Raw genomic sequence first — 25172 nt, forward strand, 5'->3', positions numbered from 1 at the left:
GAGATGGTCTCGTGGGAGATTATATACAGAGCTACTGTTTTTATAGCTGAGGAGATGGGTGTTGCTCTCAAGAGATCTGCTTTCTCTCCTAATATTAGAGAGAGAATGGATCACAGTTGTGCGATATTAGATGAGTATGGTAGGATAGTCTCTCAAGCTGAGCATATACCAGTACATCTAGGGTCTTTTAGAATCGGCGTTATAAATACTCTGAAATGGATCGAGAGAGAAGGTTTGAAGCTAGATGAAGGAGACATGATTCTTACAAACGATCCTTACATAGCTGGAACTCATCTTAACGATCTAATGGTGTTAGCTCCCATATTCTATGAGGGAAGAGTAGTAGGCTATGTAGTTAATAAAGCTCACCATGTTGACGTAGGAGGACCTATGCCAGCTAGTCTGAATCCACATGCTAGAACGATTTATGAAGAAGGTCTTATAATACCTCCTACAAAGATTCTTAGAAGAGGCGAGATTAATAGAGAGATCCTGAGTTTCGCGCTTGAGAATATAAAGACTCCCGATGTATTTCTAGGAGATCTAAATGCTCAGATCGCGGCTAATAGAACAGGTATCTCAAGAGTTCTACAGCTCATCGATAGATACGGTCTCGAGAATGTTATCAGAGGATGGTCTTCATCTATTGAGTATGGTGAGAAAACCTCTAGAGCAGAACTTATCAAATGGCCTCAAGGAGTTTTCGAGGCAGAAGACTATCTCGAGTGGAATGATGATCTGGTGAATATAAGAGTTAGATTAAGGATAGAGGGAGAGGGTGTCACAGCCGATTTCACGGGAACGCATAAACAGATCGAGGCACCTCTCAATGCTGTTCTAGGAGTCACCTATGCTGCAACATCTTTCGCAATAAGATCTCTCATGGGTTCTGAGATACCTGTTAATGAAGGCTTCTATAGAGTGGTGAGAGTAATAGCTCCTGAGGGAAGTATAGTGAATCCTGTTAAACCAGCTCCTGTAGGAGGAGGAAATCTAGAGACATCTGATAGGATCGTCGATGTGGTGTACCTAGCTCTGTCAAAAGCCATGCCTGGAAAAATTCCTGCAGCAAGCTCAGGAACTATGATGAATATAATGCTAGGAGGATTTCATGAGGGGAGGTACTGGTCTTATTACGAGACTATTGGAGGAGGAAGTGGAGGAAGACCTATGGAGGATGGTGTGTCGGGTGTTCATGTTTACATGACTAATACTCTGAATACTCCTATAGAAACTGCTGAGAGAGAGTATCCGATAATATTCACTAGATACATGATTAGAGAAGGTAGCGGAGGTAGAGGGAGGTTTAGAGGAGGAGATGGGATTGTAAGATCGTTTAAAGTTCTCGCTCCAGCAAGATTCTCGGTTCTCGCGGATCGATTTAGAATAGGTCCTTGGGGTCTTGAGGGAGGAGAGAGAGGTTCTCCAGGTTCTGTGAGAATTATAACCAGAGGATCTGTTATAACGCTGAAGAGTAAAGCTTCAGCAGAGCTAGCTCCAGGAGATGAGGTTATAATAGAGACACCTGGTGGTGGTGGGTATGGGTTATCAGTTCAATGATATTTTTACAATGCTCTTTTAATAGAAACCACATACTTATCCTCTGAAGGTATGGCGTAGGCGAGTACTATCATGCGACCTCTCTCTATAAGCTCTCTCTCTAGAGCTATCTTAAGAGTTTTATCCAGACCATCCTCATGATTCTTGGCATCAACATATACAGGTTCTACACCCCAGAGTATCTTTAGACTTGTGAAAACATCACTTCTATTAGTTCCACATATCACCTCAACTCTAGGTCTTAAGGATGATACTTTTATAGCTGATGAACCGCTTGAGCTGAACAGAAGCATGTATGCATTCAGAGATTCTGCTAGTTTAACTACTCCATAGAAGAATTTCTCAGCAGGATCTGAAATCTCTTCAACTCTATATCTAATCTCATTATAACTCCTTCCACTCTCATAAAGATACTTCTCAGAGGTATCAACGATTTTTCTAAGCCATTTCACAGCTTCTATAGGATAGGATCCTACTGCTGTCTCTCCTGTTAACATGAAGCCGTCCACGCCGTATAGTACTCCGGAGTATATGTCTTGAACCTCTGACCTGGTGGGTATGGGTGATTTGATCATTGACTCGAGTAGTTGTGTAGCTAGGATCACGGGTTTCCCAAGCCTTCTACTCTCTCTAACTATCTCCTCTTGAACTCTAGGGATCTCCTCAAGACCTAGAGACATACCTAGATCTCCTCTTGCTATGACCACACCATCTGAGGAGTGTATTATCTCTCTTAGATTATCTATAGCAATTCTATTCTCGATCTTAGCTAGAATCCTCTGATTCCCTCCTAATCCTCGAATACTTTTTCTGATAATCTCTATATCTCTACGATCTCTCACATGACTTACTCCTATATATGTGATCCCTTCTCTAACGCTGAATTCTATGGCTTTGGAATCTCTTGGTGAGAATATAGATGACTTCAGACTCTTACCTCTGACAGCTATGTTCTTTCTAGAACTGAGAATGCTATCTGTTAGAGCTATAGCTTCTACTTCTTCGTATGCTACCCTTATAACTTCAAATCTTATCTTACCATCATCCATGAGGATCATATCTCCTTCGTCTACTATCTTGAAAAACTCGTCAGAGTCTACGGGAATTCCCTTCGAGGGATCTCTCGAGAAAACAACTTTAGATCCTTTTGAGATACTCATATTCTCCTTAAGATCTCCTAGCCTTATTGATGGACCTCTCAGATCTCCTAGAACACATATTTTATCATTAAACTCTTTCTCTACAGCTCTTATAGCCTCTATATATCTACTCCAACTATCCAGATCTCCGTGAGAAAAGTTTATTCTGAAACAATCGACACCTGCTATATAGAGTTCTCTTATGATCTTCGGATCCTCTGATGAAGGACCTATACTAGCTATGATCTTAGCTCTCAACATTCCACCAGATTAAATCAAACATCTCAAAATAAATAACTTGATTATAAGAAATGATAAACGGTTGAAGGCGGTGGTATATTGAGGGCTAAGATAAGAGATCCAGGACTCTATAGAAGAGGAATGGATCAGATAGAATGGGCTGAGAAGCACATGCCTGTTCTAATGAAAATAAGAAGAAGATTTTCTTCAGAGAAAACTCTTAGCGGTGTGAGAATAGGAGCTGTTCTTCATATAACCAAGGAAACCGCGGTTCTTCTCAGAACACTTATAGCTGGTGGAGCTGAGGTGTGGGCTGCAGGTTCTAACCCTCTATCTACTCAAGATGATGTTGCAGCAGCTCTAGCTAGTGAGGGTGTTAATATATGTGCCTGGAGAGGTCAGAGTTCTGAGGATTATTGGGCTTGTATAGATTTTGTTGCAGAGTCTAATCCTAGTATTATTCTCGATGATGGAGCAGATCTTCATGGAAGACTGCATTCAAAATATAGAGACATAGGATCTAGAATCCTAGGAGGTACTGAGGAGACTACAACAGGTGTGATAAGACTTAAAGCTATGGAGAGAGATCGCGTTCTTCTATATCCTGTGATAGCTGTGAACAATGCTCAAACAAAGTATCTATTCGATAACAGATATGGCACAGGTCAGTCTACAGTAGACGGGCTTCTGAGAGCTACAAATATTCTGATAGCTGGAAAGACTGCTGTGGTAGCAGGATATGGATGGGTTGGGAAGGGTATTGCTATGAGACTTAGAGGCATGGGTGCAAGGGTTGTAGTTGTAGAAGTAGATCCTATAAAAGCTTTGGAAGCTTACATGGACGGCTACATGGTTACGAGTATGAGCAAAGCTGCTGAAATAGGAGATATATTCATAACAGCTACAGGAAATAAAGATGTGATAAGAAGAGAGCATATGCTTAGAATGAAAGATGGAGCTATTCTAGCAAATGCAGGTCATTTTAATGTTGAGATTTCTATAAGAGATCTTGAGGATATATCGATTGAGAAGAGAGTTATAAGAGAGAATCTGACAGAGTACAAGCTGAGAGATGGTAGAAGAATCTATCTACTAGCAGAAGGCAGACTTGTTAACCTAGTTGCTGCCGAAGGTCATCCAAGCGAGGTTATGGATATGAGCTTTGCCAATCAAGCTCTATCCGTTGAGTATATATATAGAAATAGTGAGAAACTTGAGAAGAGGGTTTATAATGTGCCTGAGGATATAGACAGGCTTGTTGCAGAACTGAAGTTAGAGGCTTTAGGTGTGGAGATCGAAAGACTCACTGAAGAGCAGATCAGATATCTAAGCCAGTGGACTGAGGGGACTTAATGGATCTATGGCCAGTATTCTTAGGATTTTTAGCAGGACTAATATCTCTGATCTATGCATCAGCTCTTATAATGATCAAGATCTATCTTTTCAGGAGAAGCTCCTCTAAAAAGAAATCTTCCGAGAGCTGAAGCTATTAAATCAGCAGATCTTAATGGTTGAGGTATTTTATGAGAAGTCTGATTGTATATCACCTCGCTCATACAATATTCTAGATCAGATCCTAAACAGAGGATTCTTAGAAGCCCTCTGGGAGTTCTAATGATGCTACTACTCTTATATGCTTTCGAGATTAAATTAAATCTTCTCTCATGATCTCTGAAATGTTTTTCCAGAGCACTTTTAATTCTTCGAAGATCTAGATCATGTGAAAACACTATAATCAGAGGAATCTTAATGTAATCCTCCAGAGACCAAGGATCATATATTGAGAAGCCTGCGAATATAATGTTATCAGTTGCTATAGATGAAACCATTTTTCTGGAAAAATCCCTCAGAAGATCTGAGATGAGTTCTAGGAGAATATCATCAGGTCTCTCCTCGTCTACTAGAATCATTTTAATTGAAATATTCTTTACAATAGATTTTCGCCCTAAAACACCGACTAAAGGAGCAAAACCTTTCTTCTCTTTAAAATAGGGGGGGAAGAATCCATCATCTATACCTATCATCCACCCTCTTAGAGAACTGTTGGTATTCTCCATATGCTCCAGATAAATAGGTAATACAGCATTTTATAATAAGCTCTATGAGATCTCTAGAGTTTTCTTCAGAGCTTTTATATGATACCGGACCTTTATAACGCATATTACTTTTTCTGGATATATATATTTTTAGGAATAGTGGGTCTAATGATACCAGAAAAAATGATCTCTACAGATGATTCGGAATCTAGAGCTGGTTTCTCGATTCTCAGATCTAAGGTTTTAGTTGTCAAAAGAAACGGATCTAGAGAGCCTTTCACCCTCGATAAAATCGTAGGATCTCTGGCGAAGATATTTAAGGAACTAGGTCTAAATCTTTCACAAGCTGAAGAACTTGTAATGAGAGTTCTTCAAGATCTTGAGAAATACTGTGATGAGAAGAAGTGTAGTGAAATACCTTCTACAATGATCTCTGATACTATTGAGAAGCATCTTATGAATATGGGGGTTAGCAATAGCATTATGTTCGAGATAGCTAAGAGATATGCTCTCGGAAGAATCTATCAAGATGTATATGGTAAGAAATGGGATGGCTCTTATAATCCTAGAGACCTTAAGCTTACATTTCAAGCTATAAAAGTTTTAGAATCAAGATATCTACTCAAGGATCCTGAGACTCTCAGATATACAGAGACACCTCAAATGCTCTTCAGAAGAGTTGCTAAAGCCATCGCAGAGGTTGAAAGAAGATATGGAAAAGATGAAGCGTTTATAAGAGAACTTGAAGAGAAGTTCTACGACCTCATATCATCTCTCAGGTTCATGCCCAACTCGCCAACTTTAATGAATGCAGGAACAGGATCAGGTCTTCTATCAGCATGCTTTGTAATACCAGTGAGAGATTCCATGGTCACACCTGAAGGCGAAGGTATCATGGATGCTCTCAGAGCACAAGCTCTCATACAGAAGTATGGTGGTGGAACAGGTTTTTCATTCTCAGAGTTAAGACCTGAGGGAGACGTGGTGGCATCAACGTCAGGGGTAGCTTCAGGTCCTCTGAGTTTCATGAAGCTCTTCGACGTGAATACAGAAGTGATCAAGCAGGGAGGTAAGAGAAGAGGTGCTAACATGGGGATCCTTCATGTATGGCATCCTGATATTGAGAGATTCATACTATCTAAAAGTGGAGAACTTAAAGATATTCAGCTTCAGAACTTCAATATAAGTGTTGGGATCTATGACAGCTTTATGAAAGCTCTTGAGAAAGGAGAGAAGTTTCCACTGATCAATCCGAGAAAAACTCAGTTAAGACCTGGATCTGGAGATTCAAGATATTATGCTCTGACCAGAGCTAGGTATAGTATTGAAGAGGAGTGGGTGCAGGAGTATATATTAAAAGAGCTTGAGGAGAACGGAGGTTCTATATCTCTTGATGAAAGTAGGATCGTGACATGGGAAGAAGCTGTAGCGATTGCTGAGAATGAAAAAGCTATAGTCAAATGGATCGATCCTCAGGATCTATGGAGTAAAATTGTTAAAGGAGCCTGGGATTCAGGAGATCCAGGACTTATATTTATTGATACCATAAATAGGAGACATACAGCATGGTATATAGATAAGATCAATGCAACAAATCCCTGCGGTGAAGAACCTCTCCTAGATTGGGAGCCTTGTAACCTAGGTTCTATAGATATCGCTAGCTATGTGGTCTTAGAAGGAGATAAAGCTTATATAGATGCTGAGAGACTTGCAGAAGATATAAAGATCATGGTTAGATTCCTTGATAACGTGATCGATGCAGCGAAATGGCCTTTGAAACAACTTGAGGAATCCTCTAAGAGAACTAGAAAGATAGGACTCGGAGTCATGGGCTGGGCTTATGCTCTTATAAAACTTGGAATAAGATATGACAGTCCAGACGCAGTATATCTCTCCTGGCATATGGCTAGATTCCTCTACTATCATGCTTTGAAAACATCTATAGAGCTTGCCAAGGAGAAAGGAGCTTTTCCAGCATACGATCCGAATCTGTATAATCCTGCATGGAACTTCTCTAAAGATCTCGAAGAACTTTTCAAGATAGCAGGATTAGAACCTAAGATCTCTGCAAGAGCTGTGGAAATAGCTAAAGCTCTGCAAGTAGACCCTAGAGAGCTAGATGAAGAGCTGAGAATGTATGGTGTTAGAAATGCTCAGGTTCTCTCTATAGCTCCTACAGGAACTATATCAATAATCGCAGGAACTTCACCAAGTATAGAGCCTATATTCGCTCTAGCATTTGTGAGATCTGTTGCGGTTGGAACCTTCATAGAGATCGACAGGTTATTCCTAGAATATCTGAGAAGATATGAACTAGATGATCCTGAGGTTGTTGAGGCAATAGCCGAGACAGGATCCATAGGACACAACCCCTTCATGCCTAGAACTCTCAGAGAGGTTTTCAGAACAGCTCATGATGTAGATCCCATCTATCACTTACTCCACCAAGCAGCATGGCAGCAATGGGTTGATGCTGGTGTTTCTAAGACTATAAACATGGTTTCAGAAGCTACGGTAGAGGATATTGATAAGATCTATAGACTTTCATGGAGACTAGGTATAAAAGGAACTACAGTCTATAGAGATAAGTCTAAGAGTCAGCAGGTTATATACTTCGGATTGAAATCCTTCAGAGAAAGAAGTGGAGGAGGATCCCAGAGTCAGGAGAGTCGTGAAAGAGAGGTTGAAAGAGAAGAGAAGAGAAGCTCTCTTGAGAGACACGTGAGAAAACCTGCAAGAAGATATGTTGAAGAGGAGGAGGTAGAAGAGATCGCAGAAGAAGCTGATGTGTCGCGGAAAAGAAAGACGGTTAGATCCACAGCAAAGTATGGTAGGATCAGGATATCGAATAAAGAGTTTCTATACATAGAAGGATTTGAAGATCCTTCGTGTCCTACGTGCGAACTCTAGAGATAGAATGTTTTATAATCTAGATCCTAACCAGATCTACTCATCATTTTACTTAACTCGGCTGTAAGAGCTTTTATAACATAGCTTTTCTTCATATCTGTTTCGATTCTAATCCTAGGTGTTTCAAGATACCAGAGTCTTGGATATCTCTTCTCTCTCTCAGCTTCGCACTTCAATCCTATCCTCTCACATGCTCTGAGAACATCTTCTAAGCTGGGTTTTCTAGGGAGAGAATTCCTAGCTATTCTCCTGCCAAGTCTTCTAGGTATTGTAGGATCTAGCTGTGGAAGCCATATGATAATCTCTCTACCCATGAAGATACCTTCCTAGATTTCTTAGAATCTTCTATAGGAGAACTGCATTAACTACTCCATCTTGTCCAGGTCTTGATGTAACTTTTGCTCTTCCTATCTCTGTCTCTATTATAGTACCTTTAACTATAATCCCTCTTCTAGCAAACTCTCTATTGGCATGGGATTCTAAGATAGCTTTTATCTTTACCTTCTGAGTCTTCATAGTCTTTCTATCAAGGACATTAGCATAGAGAGCTCTTCTAACTCTCACCTTAATATTACCACCTCTCACTCTCTCAACCTCTCTGAAATCCTCATTGCCTAGCCTTGTTTCTGTTGGAAAGCTCCCCATCTCATACTTTCTCTTCTTCCTATGAGGTCTTCTCAATCCTCCGGTGATCTTTCTGAAATCACTTCCTTGATACACGCTCAATCTTATAACACCTAAGCCATTATATCAGGTGGTTACTTATAAGCATTTAAATCTTTATATCTGAGGGTGCGACCCCTCTATCGAGGTGTTAGAATGAGCTCTAACAAGAATCTGAGAATGGATCTGGATTTAAGAAAGAAGAAGCTTGAGGAGCTTTTCAGAGAATTTCTAATATTAATAGGTGAGGATCCTGATAGAGAAGGTTTGAAGGAGACTCCTGAAAGAGTTGCTAGAATGTGGATCGAGGAGCTTGTAAGCGGATACTACAGAGATCCAAGCGAGTATCTAAGAACATTTTCTTATGAAGATAAAGATAATGATCTGGAGAGAGTTCAGAAGATTGATGACACGATAATAGTCTCAGGAATACCTATAAGAAGTCTGTGCGAGCATCATCTTCTACCGATCATAGGTGTGGCATCTATAGCATATATACCTGGTGAGAAGATCCTTGGATTTTCAAAGTTCGCTAGAATAGCAGAGCTATTCGCGCGAAGACTTCAGATCCAGGAGAGACTTACAAATCAGATCGCGGACTTCGTGTATGAGTATATCAAGGCTAGAGGAGTTATAGTGGTCGTGAGAGGTATTCATCTATGTGCTCTTCACAGAGGAGTTAAAGAACCTCTAATAACAGTGACAAGAGCTGTAAGAGGTGTTTTTAAAGAGGATGATGAGATGAGATCTGAGGTGATGAATATAATGTTAAGAGAGATATACACGCCACATGACATAGATATGATACTATCAGCTATTGAAAAAAGATCTTGAGAGAAGTATTTCTATCTATTAGCTATACGTAGAAGCTTTAAATAAGGTCTATACATGTTTCCGCTCTGGCTTATTAGCTAGATAAAATTATTATATACAGGCAGGTGAGGGTGTAACCATGAGTAATAACAACAATGATAAAGGTCTTCTCGTAGACAACATATCAGCTGGTATAGGTGAGAAGCTGATTGTAAGAGATGTAAGGATTATGATAAGACCTGGAGAGATACATGCTCTGATGGGACCTAATGGTAGTGGTAAGAGTACTGTTGCATATGCTCTGATGGGTCATCCTCTTTATAAGATCTATAGTGGTAGGATCTATCTTGATGGAGAAGATATCACAGATCTACCTCCCGAAGAGAGGTATAGAAAAGGTCTTTTCCTAGCTTTTCAAATACCTCCGGAGACTATGGTTAAAACTAGAACTCTATATCTTCAGCTTGCTAGAGTTAGGAAGATACCTTTTTCTAGAGTTATCAAACTCATGAGAGATCTAGATCTTAAAGAAGAAGTGCTTGATAGATATCTAAACAAAGGCTTCTCAGGTGGTGAGATGAAGAGATCTGAGATCGTTCAGATGTATCTTTCAGAACCTAGATATGCTATATTAGATGAACCAGATAGCGGAGTTGATGTAGAAGGTCTTAATGCGATGAGCAGGATCTTAGGAGATCTTCGCGAGAAAAAAGTTGGAGTGCTTGTTATCACTCATACAGGCAGGATCTTCAGAGGAGTGGATCCTGATGCGGTACATGTATTGATCGGAGGTAGAATTATTGCCAGCGGTGATAAAGATCTTATAAGATTAATCGATGAGAAAGGATACGAGTATTTTAGAAAAAGAGTAGAAGAAACTGAGATAAGGTGAGACTATGAGTGATAAGAAGAATCTAGATGAGATCATAGGAATAACACCTGTAGAAGAGATCCTAGGAGCCCAAGAGATTGGTAGAGAAAGTTTTATTCTGAAAGGTAGGATCTCTAGAGAGCTTGTTGAAGAGATATCAAGAGCTAAGAAAGAACCTGACTGGATGAGAAGAATGAGACTCACCTACCTAGAAATATTCGAAAAACTTCCAGAGCCTAGATGGTTGGAGGGAGTTGAAGAGCTAGACCTCGAGGATCTAGCCTACTACGTGGATCCAGGTATTGAGAAGAGTTACTCGTGGGATGAGCTTCCTAAGGATGTTGTAGAAGCTTACGAAAGACTTGGAATTAAAAAAGCTGAAGCAGAGTTCCTCCTAGGATTAAACGCTCAACTAGATTCAGAGACTGTATTTACAAGAACTAAAGAGCTTCTAAAGAGTAAAGGAGTGATCTTCATACCCCTCGAAGAAGCTGTTCACAGATACCCTGATATGATTAGAGAGTATTTCATGAGAATCTTCCCGCCAGAGCATAAGTTTGCAGCACTTCATGGAGCTCTCTGGAGTGGCGGTGTTTTCGTCTATGTACCTCCAAATGTCAGAATTGAGACACCTGTTGAAGCATTCTTCCTTATAGGAAGAGCTTCTGAAGGTAATTTCGAGCATACTCTGATCATAGCTGATAAGAATAGCTATCTACACTTTATCGAAGGATGTGCCGCACCGAGACTTTCTAAGTATAGCTTCCATGATGGAATGGTTGAGATATTCGTGGGCGAGGGTGCTCATGTTAATTTCACGACTCTTCAGAACTGGTCTTCTCAAGTTATAAACTTCAATAATAAGAGGGCTATCGTGGAGAAAGATGGATATGTAGAGTGGGTTGAAGGTTCTATAGGTTCTAAAGCCACCTATGTATATCCCTCAGCCATATTAAGAGGTGAGAATGCCACTATGGAGAGCTATGTGATAACCTTCGCGAGAGATGGGCATATTAAGGATAGTGGTTCTAAGGTTATACATAGAGCTCCTAATACTAGAAGCAGGATCATATCAAAAAGTATTTCGGTAGGTGGAGGTAAAACTGTTTATAGAGGTGTTGTTAGAATTCTCAAAGGTGCCAGGAACTCCAGAAGCTATACATCATGTGACTCTCTTCTGCTTGATGATAAGAGTAAGACGGCTACATATCCTCATGTGCAGAATGATGAACCCACATCTATAATAGGTCATGAAGCTAGAGTGAGTAAGCTTAGCGATCAAATGCTCTTCTATCTTAGATCAAGGGGTTTAAGCGAGAGCGAAGCTATAAGACTCGTGATAAGCGGTTTCATAAGCGATGTCCTCTCACGACTTCCATTTGAACAAGCTTCAATAATAAGAGGAGCTATAGATCTTGAGTTTGCTAAATATGGTAGAGTAGGCTAGCTATTGAGATGGTGCTTGTATATTGAGGATAAGAGATCTTATAGAGAGATCCCTAGAACTTTCAAGAAGCATTCCATATAGGCATATTTCTGACTCGCCTACTATTAAATCTTATACTAACTGGCTTGAATATGATAAGTATAGTATAGTGAGCGAATTAGAAGAAGATCTTCTAGAGATCTTCTCAGAAGATATGCCGAAAAAAATAGGTCCTATGCTTAACTCCTATGATATAGTATACTATGGATCTAAGCTTTTCAAACGAGATATTAATGGGGTTGAGATAGGATTTCTAGAGAGAAGAGATCTATTAAAAGATTATTCTAATGACAAGCTTTTCAGATTGGTAGACCCCGAAGAGTCAAGGATCTATGCTAGACATATTGGAGGGATATCATCAGTACTTATACTAAGACTTCACAAGACACTTGCAAAGCCTCTTAAAATATTTATAGGAGGAGGTCTTCCTAAGACTCAGATCTCGCAACACGTTCTCACATTAATCGAGGAAGGAGTTGAAGCAAGCATTATCATAGCAACAGAACCTCTTAGCAATAGTATGAGAACTTTTGTAGGAGAATATTACATAGATAGATCTGCAGGACTTAGAATAGGATTGATAAATATGGGCGGAGTAGCAGACTTTCACTCAAATCACTATCTTCTCTCTCAAGATTCATCGCTTGAGATCTATACATTATCTATGGGAGGTGCTGCCAGCAGATTTCAGAATAGAGTAGGTCTTGAGGGAGATTACTCAAGGCATGCCAGCTATTCGCTCACTATATCAAGTGGTTCTGAGTGGATTCATTTTATAGACAGTTCTCTCCTCCGAGGATCTAATACTATATCATATGTAACATCAAGAGCTCTAGCTCTGGGCAAGTCCAAGAACATAGTACAGGGTTATATAACCCAGAGAGAGACTGCAAAGAAATCAAGAGCTAACGTAGATGTTTCAGCATTAAACGTAGGCGGTGAAGCTCTCACCGTTACAACACCATTCCTACTAGTTGAAACAGGAGAAGTTGAAGAAGCGGTACACTCTTCATCGCAAGCTATAATGGATCAGGATACCATGGTTTATCTAAGAAGCAGAGGTTTTAATGAAAGAGATATAATTGAGCTTGTGGTAAGCGATTATGTAGGAGATTATATAGAAAAAGTACCAGAGTATATGAGAGAGATCTTTATAGAATATATAGAGAGATACTTCAGAGATAGAGGGATCAGAATAATATCGTTAGAGGAGCTCAGAGGCGAGGTAGAATTCTAGCATTTCCTTGCAAACAGATCTTATATATAGCTAGATCTTTCGAATTTTAATAGAGAATCTAGCAGAGGTTTTAAAAGGTGTAAAGGTAGAACATGAAAGAACTAAAACGATCTCTACCTTCATATATGCATGCATGTTTAAGAATGAAGTTATTATAAGAATTGAAGTGTCAATATAAATTAGGTTGATGAAAGAAACCGGGTCTGATATGTGATGTGCTTGGCCGGACTGACTGAATTAAGATCTTCAGATCCTTATAGTAGAGTAAGAATTAACAATGCTGAATTTATATCTAATCTAATATATTCTTAAAATACACTACTTGTTATATTCTCACTAAAATATATATTTATCGATGTATATCGGAATCTGAGGAGGGTATAAATAATGGAGGTTTTAAAATACGACCTCCTGATACTTGGCTCCGGTCTTGCAGGTCTTAGAGCCGCTATTCAGGCTGCCATTGTTTCTAAGGAGAAAATTAGAATTGCAGTAATATCAAAACTTCACGCTATGAGAAGTCATAGTGTTGCTGCTGAAGGTGGTATTGCAGGAGTTCTCTATCCAGAGGCTACTGGAGACTCCCTGGATCTTCATGCTTATGATACTGTTAAAGGCAGTGATTTTCTAGCTGATCAAGATGTTGTAGAGCTTTTCGTTAGGTTTGCTCCTGAAGAGCTTAAATTCCTAGATCACCTGGGTGTTCCTTGGAGTAGAACTCCCGATGGTAGAATTGCTCAGAGAATGTTCGGAGGCATGAGTATTCCAAGAACTGCTTATGCTGCTGATAAGACGGGATTCTTTATAATGAGCACTCTCTATGATAATGTTCTTAGATTCGAAAATATAGATATATATCATGAGCATATGGCCACATCACTTATTATGGAGAATGGTTATGTGAAAGGATTTACAGTTCTAGATCTTAAGGAGGGTGTTCTCAAGGTCTTTCTCGGAAAAGCAAGCATAATAGCCACAGGTGGAGCAGCCAGGATCTATGGTTTTACAACTGTTTCCTCCTCTGTCACAGGTGATGGTGCTGCAATGAGCTATAGAGCTGGAATTCCTCTTAAGGATATGGAGTTCATGCAGTTCCATCCAACAGGTATAGTTCCATCAGGAATTCTCATCACTGAGGCGGCAAGAGGTGAAGGTGGGTATCTGATCAATAGAAGTGGAGAGAGGTTTATGTCTAGATACGCTCCTCAGAGAATGGAGGTTGCTCCTAGAGATATAGTTGCAAGAGCTATAGTGAGAGAGATTCAGGAGGGCAGAGGCTTCATACATGAGGAGAGCGGTCTAGGATATGTGCATCTAGATCTAAGGCATCTCGGCGAGGAGAAGATCAATACGAGACTTCCTTTCATAAGAGAGCTGTCGAAGAAGCTTATCAACGTGGATCCTGTTCACGAACCTATACCAGTTAGACCTACTGCACACTATACGATGGGAGGTATACATGCAGATACATATGGACATATCATGTTTAACTCCACTGATTATGTCCCGAATCTATGGGGTGCGGGAGAGGCTGTTGCAACAAGTCTTCACGGAGCTAATAGACTTGGAAGTAATTCTCTAGCTGAATGTGTTGTATGGGGTAGATTCACAGGAGAATCTGCTGCTAGATATGCTGAGAATGCTTCCTCAAGTCTTCTAGAGGTTTCATCAACTGTAGAAGAGATCTTTAAGAGAGAGGAGAAGAGGTTGTTTGATCAGATGTTTAAACCAGAGCTTAATGCAGAAGATCCTTATATTATAAGGCAGGAGCTTTGGAGAACCATGGATACCTATGTCTATGTCTTTAGAGATGAGAAAGGACTTTTAGAAGCAGGTAGAATAGTAAGAGATCTAAAGGATAGGTTCTCGAGGGTTAGAGTTGATGATAAAAGTAGAAAGTATAATATGAATCTTAAAGAGGTTATAGAGCTAGGAAACATGCTTGACATAGCAGAGGTTGTCATCGTATCAGCTCTGGCAAGAACCGAATCTAGAGGTGCTCATTATAGAACTGACTATCCTAAGAGAGATGATGTTAACTGGCTTAAACATACTCTAGCATACTACACACCTGAAGGACCTAGACTTGATTATATTCCTGTTAGAATAACTAGGTGGAAGCCTGAGGAGAGAAAGTATTAAGGTGCTTCAAATGACTGCGAGAAGCGAGATGCTTATTCAAGAAAGTAAACTAGGCTTGAAAACTCTCACAATCAAGATCAAGAGGTATGATCCTGAGAAGAATAGATTTAGAACATCTATATATAGGATGGAGGTCTCTAGATATGATACAGTTCTCGATGTACTTCTAAAAATTGTGAGAACAAATGATCATACACTCTCTGTAAGATATAGCTGTAGAATGGGTATATGCGGGTCTTGTGGAATGACTATCAACGGCAAGCCTAGGCTGGCCTGCATGACCAACGCCATATCCTTGGGCGAGAAGATAGAGATAGAACCTCTAAGAAACTTCCCGCCAGTAAAAGATCTGGTGGTAGATCTAGAGCCTTTATTTCATAAGCATAAACAGGTTAAGCCGTGGCTCATAAGAAAAGATTTTGAAGAACAGTTTAATCCCAAGAAAGAGTATCTTCAGAAACCAGAGGAGGTTGATAGATACAGGATCTTTAGCATGTGTATTAAATGCGGCATATGCATGGCTGCATGTCCTACTGTAGCGTCTAACCCGAGATTTCTAGGTCCTCAACCTCTCTCACAAGCATATAGATGGATCGCCGATTCCAGAGATGAAGGCGGTCTAGTCAGACTTGAGATAGTAGATTCTCAGGACGGTGTTTTCGGATGCCACTTCGCTGGTGCGTGTAGTGCTTCATGTCCTAAAAATGTAGATCCTGCTCTAGCAATACAGTTTCTTAGAAGACTGGTTATGAGGAGGTGATTTAATTGAGCGAGTCACAGATCCAGGTTCTCGTAAGAAGAGTTATCGGATGGATATATCCGTGGATTAATATTGAGAGAATAGCGTACACGCTTCATAGAATAACAGGGTTCTTCCTGGCAGTATATCTACCGCTTCATATAATATCAACTCATAATACATTGAATCCTGTAGCTTGGGCAGCCGAATTACAACTCTACAGCTCTCTACCGATCAAGGTCGGAGAGATCTTTCTAGTATTCTCAATATTCTTCCACGGTTTAAACGGGATCAGATTGCTTCTAGTAGAGTATTTCAATGTGTGTATGCCTAGGAAGATACCCTCATCACTATATATCGAAAAACCTCTGTCACTGTCATCATGCCAGAAGACTATGCTGATCATAACATTTACACTGTCTCTCATATTAACAGTACTAGGAACTCTATATCTCTTTGGAGTGATAACCCTGGGGTGAGATTATGAGGATAAGATATAGTTCTATTATGAAGTGGCAGTACTGGACAGCCCTAGCTCTCATAGTTGTTCTAACGATCCACATCATATATAGACTGCTACCAGGAAGCTATGAGTCGAGTCTGAGCTATGAGCAGGTTAGAGCCAACTACTCAGACATATTCTATAGAGGTGTTCTCTCAATTCTTCTAGCAGTAGCATTATTCCACGGGTTTAATGGTTTGAGAGTTATAATATACGAGCTATCTCCTAGAGCTGGGAAGATCGCGACACCCATACTCTTCATACTAGGAATAGTATTTCTGGTTCTAGGAGTGTTAACACTCTCGGGATACTATGTATTTCCACATTAATTTAAAGAGTTTTTCAGCTGAACCTACCTCTAATCTTCATAGGGATATCGAAGATTGGAGAGATCGTTTTTGCTAATATAATTTTAATTTAAAATCCTGGCTATGAATTACTCTTTGGAGATTTGCATGAGATTATACGAGTATGAAGGTAAGAGAATATTCTCTGAGTATAAGATACCTGTGCCTAGGGGTGGTATAGCGAGTTCTCTAGAAGAGGTAGAGTATAGAGTTAGAGAGATAGGTCTGCCATCAGTTCTCAAGGCTCAGGTATTGATCGGAGGGAGAGGTAAGGCTGGTGGTATTAGAATTGCTAGATCTCTAGAGGAGGCTCGCGAAATAGCTTCTAGAATGTTCTCAGAAGGAGTTAAAAACGTTCCTGTTAGAAAGATTCTTGTCGAAGAAGCTGTTAATATAGTGAAAGAGTACTATCTATCAATAACTATCGATAGATCTGCTAGAAAGTATGTCTACCTAGCGTCTGCAGAAGGTGGAGTTGATATTGAAGAGATCGCTGCTAGGAAGCCTGAAGCTATTATAAGAATCTATATAGACCCTGTGATAGGTCTTAGATCATATCATCTAAGAGCCTTAGCCGATAAACTAGGTATGGATCAAGATTCTTCTAAAACTCTTCAGAATATCGCTGAAGCGCTATACAAGATAATGCTTTCATACGACGCAGATCTGGTAGAGATAAATCCTCTAGCACTCACGGATAAAGGTCTTATAGCCTTGGACTCGAAGATAACTCTAGATGATAATGCTCTATTCAGACACAAAGAATTAGCTGAAAGCCTGAAATCAGATCCTAGAGAGTTTACCGAGGAGGAGGTTATAGCAAGAGAATATGGTTTCAGCTATGTATCTCTAGACGGTGATATAGGAGTTATCGGTAATGGCGCTGGACTTACAATGGCATCACTAGATCTTGTGGCACACTACGGAGGTAAACCTGCTAACTTCCTGGATATAGGCGGTGGCGCTAGGGCTGAGAGAGTTAAAGCAGCACTTTTACTGCTACTCAGAGATCCCAGAATCAAGGTGGTGTTTATCAACGTCTATGGAGGGATCACAAGATGCGATGAAGTTGCTAGAGGAATCGTAGAAGCTTTAAAAGAGTCAGGAATTAAAAAACCTCTCTCAGTAAGATTAGTAGGAACAAGAGAGGAAGAGGGTAGGAAGATCTTGGAGGAGAATGGAATCAGTTATTTCACAAGTGATGAAGATGCAGCAAAATACGCTGTAGAACTTGCAAGCAGATCTAGATGAGGTGGGGTTGGATGGCTATAATAGTTGATAGAAATACAGTGGTTCTGGTTCAGGGTATAACAGGTAGAGAAGGTAGCTATCATACAGAGGCTATGCTAAGATATGGAACAAGGATTGTTGCGGGAGTCACACCTGGTAAGGGAGGAACAAGTGTAGCAGGTGTACCTGTATATAACACTGTTGATGAAGCTGTTAGAAAACATCCTGAGATAAATACATCTATAATATTCGTACCAGCTCAGTTCGCTCCTGATGCATTCTACGAAGCCGTCGACGCAGGTATAAAAACTATCGTAGTGATTACCGAAGGGATCCCGGTGCATGATGAGATTAAGATGATAATGTATGCAAGAGCTAAGGGAGTGACTGTTGTAGGTCCTAACTGTCCTGGCGTGATATCTCCTGGAGAGAAGACTAAGGTGGGTATAATGCCTGAGAGATCATTTACACCAGGTAGTATAGGAATAGTCTCTAGAAGTGGTACACTCACATACGAGATTTCAGAAGCTATAACTAGAGTAGGTCTTGGACATAGCACGGTGGTAGGCATAGGAGGAGATCCTGTGACAGGCATGGATTTCATAGAAGTTGTTGAGATGTTCTTTAAAGATCCTCAGACTAAAGGGATTATAGTCATAGGAGAGATAGGCGGTGATGCTGAGGAGAGACTGGCATCATACATTAGAAGCACAGGACTTAGAAAGCCTATAATAGCATTTATAGCAGGAAAAACAGCTCCACCCGGGAAGAGAATGGGTCATGCAGGAGCTATAATAACTATGGGAATGGGATCTGCTGAATCAAAGATTCGAGCCTTTGAAAGCATAGGAATACCTGTAGCTTCAACTCCAATGCAGATCGCAGATCTGGCTGCCAAGGTCTTTAAGAAATAAATCCTTCTTCATCTTTTTACCTCTAAAAATCCCGATCTTCATATAGGATTAATTAATCTTACACTCTCTATCTCCTGCTTCCGAGGTTGTAGCGAGATGAAATCTTTAAAGATATTATTTTATCTAATCCAAATCTTCTTGGAATTTGTATTCCTCATGATAATTCATACATATTTTTCTATTAGTTTATATGTATAGGGGGTTTACATGGTCTATCCTCTCTCGTCAATTCTGGATCACTTAGTTGTTTTAGAAGAAGAACACGAGTTATTTAGAAGATCTGTTGAAAATTATGCTACCACATTCATACAACCTTATGCAGATAGAATAGATAGAGAAGATAGAATACCAGATGATCTCTGGGATTCTATAAGGAAGAGTGGTTATCTAGGTCTCTCAATACCTCAGGAGTACGGCGGTCAGGGTGGTGATTATAGAAGTCAGGTGATATTTGCTGAGGAGATCAGTAGAATCTCACCAGCTGTGTACGTTGTATTTGCGGTTCAAAATCTCTTCATATACCCTCTTCTACTATACGGAACAGAAGATCAGAAGAGAAGATTTCTTCCTAAGATAGCTTCTGGAGATATAATCGCTGCACATGCTAATACAGAGCCTGGAGCTGGCAGTGATGTGGCGGGAATTAGATCTAGAGCTAGGAAGGTTAACGATCACTATCTTATCTCAGGAGTTAAAACATTCATATCTCTAGGAGATGTAGCAGATGTATTCATAGTATCTGCGAGAACACATCCTCCTCAAGAAGGAAGAAGGTGGTGGGGTATCACAACATTTATTGTAGAAAGAGATCGGCCTGGATTTAAAATAAATAGATCTCTTGAGAAGTACGGATTGAGAGGATCTCACGTAGCAGAACTTGTTCTTGAAGATGTTAAGGTTCCTGAAGAGAATATCATAGGAGAACCTGGATACGGGTTTAAAGTAGTTGTAGAAACCTATGATAGAGCTAGGATAGGGATTGCGGGGCAAGCTCTTGGAGTTGCTAGAGCTGCTCTCGAGAAGAGCGTTGATTATGCTGTGAAGAGAGAGGCTTTCGAGAGGAAGATAATAGAGTTTCAGGGGATTCAATTCTACCTAGCTGATATGATTGCAAAGCTTGAGGCTGCAAGGCTTGTGACATATTGGGCGGCATATCTTGCTGATAGAAACTCGAGAGATTTTATAATAGCTGCTTCGATCGCGAAGATACTTGCTACAGAGGTTGCGCAGGAGCTTTCTATCAAAGCTATAGATATTCATGGAGGTCTTGGTCTAATGGCTGAATCTGGGGTTGAAAGGCTTCTAAGAGATTCTCAGATCCTTAAGATCTATGAGGGAACTACAGAGATACAAAAGCTAACGATAATCAAACAGATTATAAGAAGATTCTATGGATTGAATATATAGATCTTCTGTGAAGATATTTTCTTCATCATGCGAGAGCATAGGTTCTTGAGAAGAGATCCTAAAAAGTTTTTAAATTGCCGTATGAAACTTTATTCAGTCGGTGTCTAGAAAAAATTGCCGTCTAAGTGGGTGTATCCAGAGATAGCTGAGAAGGAGAGAACTGCAAAAGCTTTGGGAAGAGAGCTTCCTATATCCTTTAAAGAGTCGGAGGAGATAGCAAAGGTTATCAAGGGTATGAAGCTTGATAAAGCTATAGAATATCTTGAGAGAGTCATACAGCTTAGAGATTATGTTCCCATGAGTAGACATAACAAGCAGCTCGCGCATCATAGGGGTGTTTCTGAGAGATTTCCTAGATGGAGGATTCCCGTGGGAAGATATCCTGTTAAAGCCGCCCGATATATTCTTAGAGTTCTCAGGAACGCTAGGAATAATGCTGAGGAGAAAGGTTTAAATCCTGAGGCTCTTGTAATAGTTCATGCAGCGGCTCATAGAGGTAGGTATCTTAAAAGATACATGCCCAGAGCTTTTGGTAGAGCTACGCCTAAGTTCAGATCCTATACTAATTTTGAGGTTGTTGTGAAGGAGGTGGAGTGAGATAGTAGATAAAAAGAAGATCTTTCTTGACACCTCCATGAAAAAGCTAATGATTGAAGAATATCTAGCATCAGCATTCTATAGAGCTGAATTTGCAGGGGTTGAGATCATAAGCAGTCCTCTGGGTACAAGGATTATAATCTACGCTGATAGACCTTCTCTGATTATAGGGAGAAGAGGTGAGACTATTAAAAAACTCCAGATGATATTCGAGAAGCACTTCAAAATAGAGAATCCTCAGATAACAGTATCAAGTATAGAAAATCCCGAACTTAATGCAAGAGTAGTAGCATCGAGAATAGCTCAAGCTCTTGAGAGAGGATATCACTTCAGGAGAGCTATATTCATAGCTCTTAGAAGAGTTATGGCTGCAGGTGCTGTAGGTGCTGAGATTGTTGTAAGTGGGAAGATAGTTTCTGAGAGAGCTAGGTATGAGAAGGTTAGAGCTGGCAAGGTTTATAAGACAGGAGATCATGTGAATTATATAGTTGATAGAGCTACGTTCTCAACACTGCTCATCCCAGGGATATATGGTATCGAGGTTCTCATAGTAAAACCTTCTCCTCCAGCTGATCATCTTGAAATTCTTAAGAAATCTCCTGAAGAGCTAGGCATTTTAGAAGAAAAGATAGAGACTTCTTCTGGAAGTAGCGAGAATAGCTTGACAGAAGTTGGTGGAGAGAGAAGTGAGGGAGGTGGCGGCTAGTGGTCTTATCCCCTGACGAGATAAGATCTATGAGCAAAGAAGATAGGCTGAAGCTTTTGAGAGAGCTTAGAACAGAGCTTCTCAGATTAAGAGCTCAGGCTTCAGCAGGTACTCTAGATAAGCCTCATAGGATTAAAATCGTTAGAAAGAATATCGCCAGAATACTTACTATTGAAAGAGAAGAAGCTTTAAAAGCAGGTGGCGAGAGTGAGAAGAAAAGCTGACAACATATTATACCACGAGCTTCTAGGACTGGAAGCAAGAATCCTATCATCTACAGATCCCGGTGTAGAAGGTTTGGAAGGCGTCGTAGTAGATGAGACTATGAAAACTCTCAAGATTTTAGGCGGTGATGGAAAGATTAGAACAGTATTTAAGTTAGGCAGTGTATTTAAATTCAGAATACCTGAGACAGGAGAGGAAGTAGTCGTGATGGGCGACAAGATAATCGGTAGACCATCTGATAGAGCTAAGAGACTGGTGAGAGTCTGATGGGAGTTGAAACTAGAAATATAGGTATAAGATATGAAGGCTTACAACCACCCTCAAGAACATGTGAAGATCCTGAATGCCCCTGGCATGGAAGGCTTAGTGTTAGAGGTCAGCTTATTGAAGGTGTTGTTGAGAAGAATAGAATGCAGAAGACTGTTGTTGTTGTGAGAGAGTATGTGAGATATTCTTCTAAGTATATGAGGTATGAGAGGAGAAGAAGTAAATATCATGCTAGACTACCTCCTTGTATTGATGTGAAAGTAGGAGATAGAGTACTTATAGGCGAGACAAGACCTCTCGCTAAAAGTGTTTCGTTTGTTGTTCTAGGAGTTATAAGAAGAGGTGGTGGAAGTGGCTAAGAAAACTCTCAGATCTTCTGCTGCTCATCCTAGAAGAGGTTATTCTAGAGGACTTCCTCTGGGTGCTAAAGTAAATGTAGCTGATAATAGTGGTGCTAAGATAGCGATGATAATAGGTGTTCCAGAGGTTAAGTCAAGACTTAGAAGGATACCATCAGCAAGTGTTGGAGATCTTGTGATGGTCAGTGTTAAGAAGGGTAACCCAGAAATGCTAGGTCAAGTGATGCCGGCAGTAGTGATTAGACAGAGAATGCCTTATAGAAGACCTGATGGAACTAGAGTGGTTTTCGAGGATAACGCTGTGGTGATAATAACACCAGAAGGGCTTCCTAAAGGTACTGAGATCAGAGGGCCTGTTGCCAGAGAAGCTGCTGAGAGGTGGAGTTCCATAGCTAATCTAGCCACGCTCATAGTTTAGAGGTGAGCTTCATGTTGAGCAGGCAGCCTAGAAAGATTAGAAAGAGATTTTTCAACGCGCCGCTCCATGTCAGGTGGAAGTTTCTAACGGCTAAGCTTTCCGAAGATCTTAGGAAGGAATATGGTGTTAAAAGACTTCCTGTAAGGACTGGTGATACTGTTAAGATCTTGAGAGGTGATTGGAAAGGTCATGAGGGTAAGGTTGTTGATGTGGATCTAAAGCGTGTGCGGATTCATGTTGAGGGTGTCACCATAAAGAAAGCTGATGGAACTCCTGTTTACTATCCTATACATCCTTCTAAGGTTATCATAACAAAGCTTGGTGAGATAGATGATGTTAGAAGAAAGATTATTGAGAGGAGGGTGAGTAAGAGTGGCTAGAATGGGTGGTAGCAGACATTTAAAGAGTTTAGCTGCACCTTTCTTCTACCCGATTCATAGGAAGGAGCATAAGTGGGTTGTAAAACCTTCTCCAGGACCTCACTCTATATATTCCTCATTACCGCTAATGTTAATATTAAGAGATCTTCTTAGGATAGCTGATACATCGAGAGAAGCTAGAAGAATTATTAGTAGTGGTGTTGTGATGGTTGATAGAAGAGTTAGGAGAAACTACAAGTATCCTGTAGGCTTCTTCGATGTGATATCTCTGATTTCTATTGGAAAGCATTATAGAATCATACCGAAACCTGTTAGATTTATCGATTATATCGAGATAAACGAGGATGAAAGTTATATAAAGCCTCTCAGGATCGATAATAAGACAACAGTGAAAGGCGGAGCTACACAGCTGAATCTCTATGGAGGCTATAACATACTAGTGGGATCATCTAAGAATTCCGAGAAAAATGAAGGAATAGAGTATAAGACTTTTGGAACGGTAATAGTAGATCTCAGGGATATGAGCGTGAAAGATTACATACCTTTAGAAGAAGGAGTTTTAGCACTAGTAATAGGAGGCAGGAATATAGGGAGGCTTGGAAGAATAGTGAAGATAGTAAGAGGAATGAGAGCTTATAGAACTCTTGTGACACTCGAAGATTATAACAAACATCTGTTTCAGACAACTTTAAACTATGTATATGTTATAGGTAGGGAAAAGCCTGTAATAAGGATCTCATAGGTGTCAAGCTATGAAGATAATCACATTATCTAGAGAGGAGCTGGAGAAAATAGAGGTTTCCGAGGATCTGTTGAGATTGCTTGGCGAAGAGAAGATTAAAACTGTTCTAGAGAGATGGAAGAGCAATCCGATGCTGGTTCCTTTCATAAGTAAGGTCACAGTTAACATAGGAGTTGGAGAAGGTGGAGAAAAACTTTCAAAAGCTCAGAAACTTCTCGAAGAGTTAACAGGCGCGAGACCTGTGCCTAGGAGGGCTAGAAGAACTATTAGGGAGTTTAATGTGAGGAGAGGAGAGAACATAGGTGTGAAGGTAACTCTAAGAGGTAGCTTGGCTGAAGCATTTCTCAAGAAATTATTCTCAGCTATAGGTTATAGAGTTAAGGAAGAATCCTTCGATGATCATGGGAATCTCTCTATCGGTATTAGAGAGCATCTCATACTTCCAGGAGCTAGATATGATCCTGAGATAGGTATATTTGGTATGGATGTGTGTATAACTCTTGAGAGAAAAGGTTATAGAATCGCTAGAAGAATTAGAGCAAGATCTAGAATTCCCAGAAGACATAGAGTCTCCAGAGAGGAGGGCATTCTTCTGCTAGCGCTTAAATTCAATCTAAATATTATACCTAGTAGTAGGAAAACATAAGAGGCTGATTCCATGGGCAAGTATAAGTCTAGAGTAGAGAGAAGATATGGAAGAGGAGTGCAGGTTTGCAGAAGATGTGGTTCTAGAGATGCTGTTATTCAGAAGTATGGTCTCTATCTATGTAGGCAGTGCTTCAGAGAGGTTGCAAGAACCCTAGGTTTCAGGATCTATAGTTGAGGTGGTCTTCTACGACTCTAATGGATCCTCTTGCAAACGCTCTTAAAGCTATAGTGAATGCAGAGAGAAGAGCTCATGAGAACGTAGTAGTATGGCCTGCGTCAAAGCTTATAGCTATGACTTTAAGAGTTATGCAGAGATATGGCTATATAGGAGAATTTGAGTATATAGACGATGGGAGACAGGGTAAGTTTAAGATACAGCTTCTCGGGAGAATCAACAATGCAGGTGCTATAAAGCCTAGAACACCTGTTACATATCTCGAGCTTCTTAAAATGCCTCACTACCTCAGGAGATACCTTCCCTCGAGAGATATAGGTATTATAATTCTCTCCACATCTAAAGGTGTTATGTCTCATAGAGAGGCTGTTGAGGCGAGAATTGGAGGTATAGCTATAGCATATGTGTATTAAAGGTGA

At 40.2% G+C, this 25172-nt stretch carries 29 protein-coding genes; 25 read left to right on the top strand and 4 right to left on the bottom strand.

What is annotated here, in order from left to right; all coding sequences use genetic code 11:
* Positions 1-3 precede the first annotated feature (3 nt).
* The gene (locus tag QXS89_04100; protein ID MEM3831356.1) at positions 4-1560 is read left to right on the top strand and encodes a hydantoinase B/oxoprolinase family protein; all 1557 of its coding nucleotides are present in this window, start codon (positions 4-6) and stop codon (positions 1558-1560) included.
* 5 nt (positions 1561-1565) lie between these two features.
* Here QXS89_04100 and pyk read toward each other — a convergent pair whose 3' ends face one another.
* Positions 1566-2960 carry a pyruvate kinase gene (gene pyk, locus QXS89_04105; GenBank protein ID MEM3831357.1) on the bottom strand — a complete coding sequence of 465 codons (1395 nt, stop codon included), beginning with the start codon at positions 2958-2960 and terminating at the stop codon, positions 1566-1568.
* Positions 2961-3038: 78 nt separating this feature from the next.
* Between pyk and QXS89_04110 the strand changes: the two genes are divergently transcribed.
* Positions 3039-4292 (top strand): adenosylhomocysteinase, encoded by a 1254-nt coding sequence (locus QXS89_04110; protein ID MEM3831358.1) that lies wholly within the window; start codon positions 3039-3041, stop codon positions 4290-4292.
* 59 nt (positions 4293-4351) lie between these two features.
* Here the strand turns inward: QXS89_04110 and QXS89_04115 are convergent, their stop codons facing one another.
* Positions 4352-4963, bottom strand: coding sequence for a DUF99 family protein (locus QXS89_04115; protein MEM3831359.1), 612 nt, complete (start codon positions 4961-4963; stop codon positions 4352-4354).
* 195 nt (positions 4964-5158) lie between these two features.
* Between QXS89_04115 and QXS89_04120 the strand changes: the two genes are divergently transcribed.
* The gene (locus tag QXS89_04120; protein MEM3831360.1) at positions 5159-7885 is read left to right on the top strand and encodes an adenosylcobalamin-dependent ribonucleoside-diphosphate reductase; all 2727 of its coding nucleotides are present in this window, start codon (positions 5159-5161) and stop codon (positions 7883-7885) included.
* A 26-nt stretch (positions 7886-7911) separates the two neighbouring features.
* Here the strand turns inward: QXS89_04120 and QXS89_04125 are convergent, their stop codons facing one another.
* Positions 7912-8199, bottom strand: coding sequence for a signal recognition particle subunit SRP19/SEC65 family protein (locus QXS89_04125; GenBank protein ID MEM3831361.1), 288 nt, complete (start codon positions 8197-8199; stop codon positions 7912-7914).
* Between the two features lie 31 nt (positions 8200-8230).
* A complete protein-coding gene (locus QXS89_04130) occupies positions 8231-8611 on the bottom strand; it encodes a 30S ribosomal protein S8e (protein MEM3831362.1) in 381 nt (126 codons plus the stop codon).
* Positions 8612-8704: 93 nt separating this feature from the next.
* On the opposite strand from QXS89_04130, the gene folE reads away from it, so the two are divergent.
* The 22 genes from folE (at position 8705) to QXS89_04240 (ending at position 25166) form a co-directional block, all read left to right on the top strand.
* Positions 8705-9382 (top strand): GTP cyclohydrolase I FolE, encoded by a 678-nt coding sequence (gene folE, locus QXS89_04135; protein ID MEM3831363.1) that lies wholly within the window; start codon positions 8705-8707, stop codon positions 9380-9382.
* Positions 9383-9500: 118 nt separating this feature from the next.
* On the top strand, positions 9501-10253 hold the full coding sequence (gene sufC, locus QXS89_04140) for a Fe-S cluster assembly ATPase SufC (GenBank protein ID MEM3831364.1): 753 nt from the start codon (positions 9501-9503) through the stop codon (positions 10251-10253).
* Positions 10254-10257: 4 nt separating this feature from the next.
* Positions 10258-11679 carry a Fe-S cluster assembly protein SufB gene (gene sufB / locus QXS89_04145; GenBank protein MEM3831365.1) on the top strand — a complete coding sequence of 474 codons (1422 nt, stop codon included), beginning with the start codon at positions 10258-10260 and terminating at the stop codon, positions 11677-11679.
* 22 nt (positions 11680-11701) lie between these two features.
* Positions 11702-12955, top strand: a complete 1254-nt coding sequence (locus QXS89_04150; protein MEM3831366.1) for a SufD family Fe-S cluster assembly protein — start codon at positions 11702-11704, stop codon at positions 12953-12955.
* A 387-nt stretch (positions 12956-13342) separates the two neighbouring features.
* Positions 13343-15097, top strand: a complete 1755-nt coding sequence (locus QXS89_04155; protein ID MEM3831367.1) for a succinate dehydrogenase/fumarate reductase flavoprotein subunit — start codon at positions 13343-13345, stop codon at positions 15095-15097.
* A 10-nt stretch (positions 15098-15107) separates the two neighbouring features.
* On the top strand, positions 15108-15857 hold the full coding sequence (locus tag QXS89_04160; GenBank protein MEM3831368.1) for a succinate dehydrogenase iron-sulfur subunit: 750 nt from the start codon (positions 15108-15110) through the stop codon (positions 15855-15857).
* A 5-nt stretch (positions 15858-15862) separates the two neighbouring features.
* The gene (locus tag QXS89_04165; GenBank protein ID MEM3831369.1) at positions 15863-16315 is read left to right on the top strand and encodes a hypothetical protein; all 453 of its coding nucleotides are present in this window, start codon (positions 15863-15865) and stop codon (positions 16313-16315) included.
* Positions 16316-16319: 4 nt separating this feature from the next.
* Positions 16320-16667 carry a hypothetical protein gene (locus tag QXS89_04170; GenBank protein ID MEM3831370.1) on the top strand — a complete coding sequence of 116 codons (348 nt, stop codon included), beginning with the start codon at positions 16320-16322 and terminating at the stop codon, positions 16665-16667.
* A 126-nt stretch (positions 16668-16793) separates the two neighbouring features.
* Positions 16794-17936, top strand: a complete 1143-nt coding sequence (gene sucC, locus QXS89_04175) for an ADP-forming succinate--CoA ligase subunit beta (protein MEM3831371.1) — start codon at positions 16794-16796, stop codon at positions 17934-17936.
* An 11-nt stretch (positions 17937-17947) separates the two neighbouring features.
* Complete coding sequence (sucD, locus tag QXS89_04180) at positions 17948-18829, top strand: succinate--CoA ligase subunit alpha (GenBank protein MEM3831372.1); 882 nt, start codon at positions 17948-17950, stop codon at positions 18827-18829.
* 207 nt (positions 18830-19036) lie between these two features.
* The gene (locus QXS89_04185) at positions 19037-20236 is read left to right on the top strand and encodes an acyl-CoA dehydrogenase family protein (protein MEM3831373.1); all 1200 of its coding nucleotides are present in this window, start codon (positions 19037-19039) and stop codon (positions 20234-20236) included.
* 114 nt (positions 20237-20350) lie between these two features.
* The gene (locus QXS89_04190; GenBank protein ID MEM3831374.1) at positions 20351-20833 is read left to right on the top strand and encodes a 50S ribosomal protein L22; all 483 of its coding nucleotides are present in this window, start codon (positions 20351-20353) and stop codon (positions 20831-20833) included.
* Between the two features lie 19 nt (positions 20834-20852).
* Positions 20853-21539 carry a 30S ribosomal protein S3 gene (locus tag QXS89_04195; protein ID MEM3831375.1) on the top strand — a complete coding sequence of 229 codons (687 nt, stop codon included), beginning with the start codon at positions 20853-20855 and terminating at the stop codon, positions 21537-21539.
* A 29-nt stretch (positions 21540-21568) separates the two neighbouring features.
* A complete protein-coding gene (gene rpmC, locus QXS89_04200) occupies positions 21569-21763 on the top strand; it encodes a 50S ribosomal protein L29 (GenBank protein MEM3831376.1) in 195 nt (64 codons plus the stop codon).
* Positions 21747-22031: a ribonuclease P protein subunit gene (locus tag QXS89_04205; protein ID MEM3831377.1), complete on the top strand. Its 285-nt coding sequence runs from the start codon at positions 21747-21749 to the stop codon at positions 22029-22031. The genes rpmC and QXS89_04205 overlap by 17 nt, the downstream gene beginning before the upstream one ends.
* Positions 22031-22390 carry a 30S ribosomal protein S17 gene (locus QXS89_04210; protein MEM3831378.1) on the top strand — a complete coding sequence of 120 codons (360 nt, stop codon included), beginning with the start codon at positions 22031-22033 and terminating at the stop codon, positions 22388-22390. Before QXS89_04205 ends, QXS89_04210 begins: the two co-directional genes overlap by 1 nt.
* Positions 22383-22808, top strand: coding sequence for a 50S ribosomal protein L14 (locus tag QXS89_04215; GenBank protein MEM3831379.1), 426 nt, complete (start codon positions 22383-22385; stop codon positions 22806-22808). The genes QXS89_04210 and QXS89_04215 overlap by 8 nt, the downstream gene beginning before the upstream one ends.
* Before the next feature lie 11 nt (positions 22809-22819).
* Positions 22820-23188: a 50S ribosomal protein L24 gene (rplX, locus tag QXS89_04220; protein MEM3831380.1), complete on the top strand. Its 369-nt coding sequence runs from the start codon at positions 22820-22822 to the stop codon at positions 23186-23188.
* A 1-nt stretch (position 23189) separates the two neighbouring features.
* Positions 23190-23930, top strand: a complete 741-nt coding sequence (locus tag QXS89_04225; protein ID MEM3831381.1) for a 30S ribosomal protein S4e — start codon at positions 23190-23192, stop codon at positions 23928-23930.
* Positions 23931-23940: 10 nt separating this feature from the next.
* Complete coding sequence (locus QXS89_04230) at positions 23941-24576, top strand: 50S ribosomal protein L5 (GenBank protein ID MEM3831382.1); 636 nt, start codon at positions 23941-23943, stop codon at positions 24574-24576.
* A gap of 12 nt (positions 24577-24588) precedes the next feature.
* Positions 24589-24753 carry a 30S ribosomal protein S14 gene (locus tag QXS89_04235; GenBank protein MEM3831383.1) on the top strand — a complete coding sequence of 55 codons (165 nt, stop codon included), beginning with the start codon at positions 24589-24591 and terminating at the stop codon, positions 24751-24753.
* Positions 24754-24773: 20 nt separating this feature from the next.
* A complete protein-coding gene (locus QXS89_04240) occupies positions 24774-25166 on the top strand; it encodes a 30S ribosomal protein S8 (protein MEM3831384.1) in 393 nt (130 codons plus the stop codon).
* Positions 25167-25172: the final 6 nt, after the last annotated feature.

The sequence above is a fragment of the Sulfolobales archaeon genome, from assembly GCA_038881635.1.
Classification (GTDB): domain Archaea; phylum Thermoproteota; class Thermoprotei_A; order Sulfolobales; family AG1; genus WYEN01.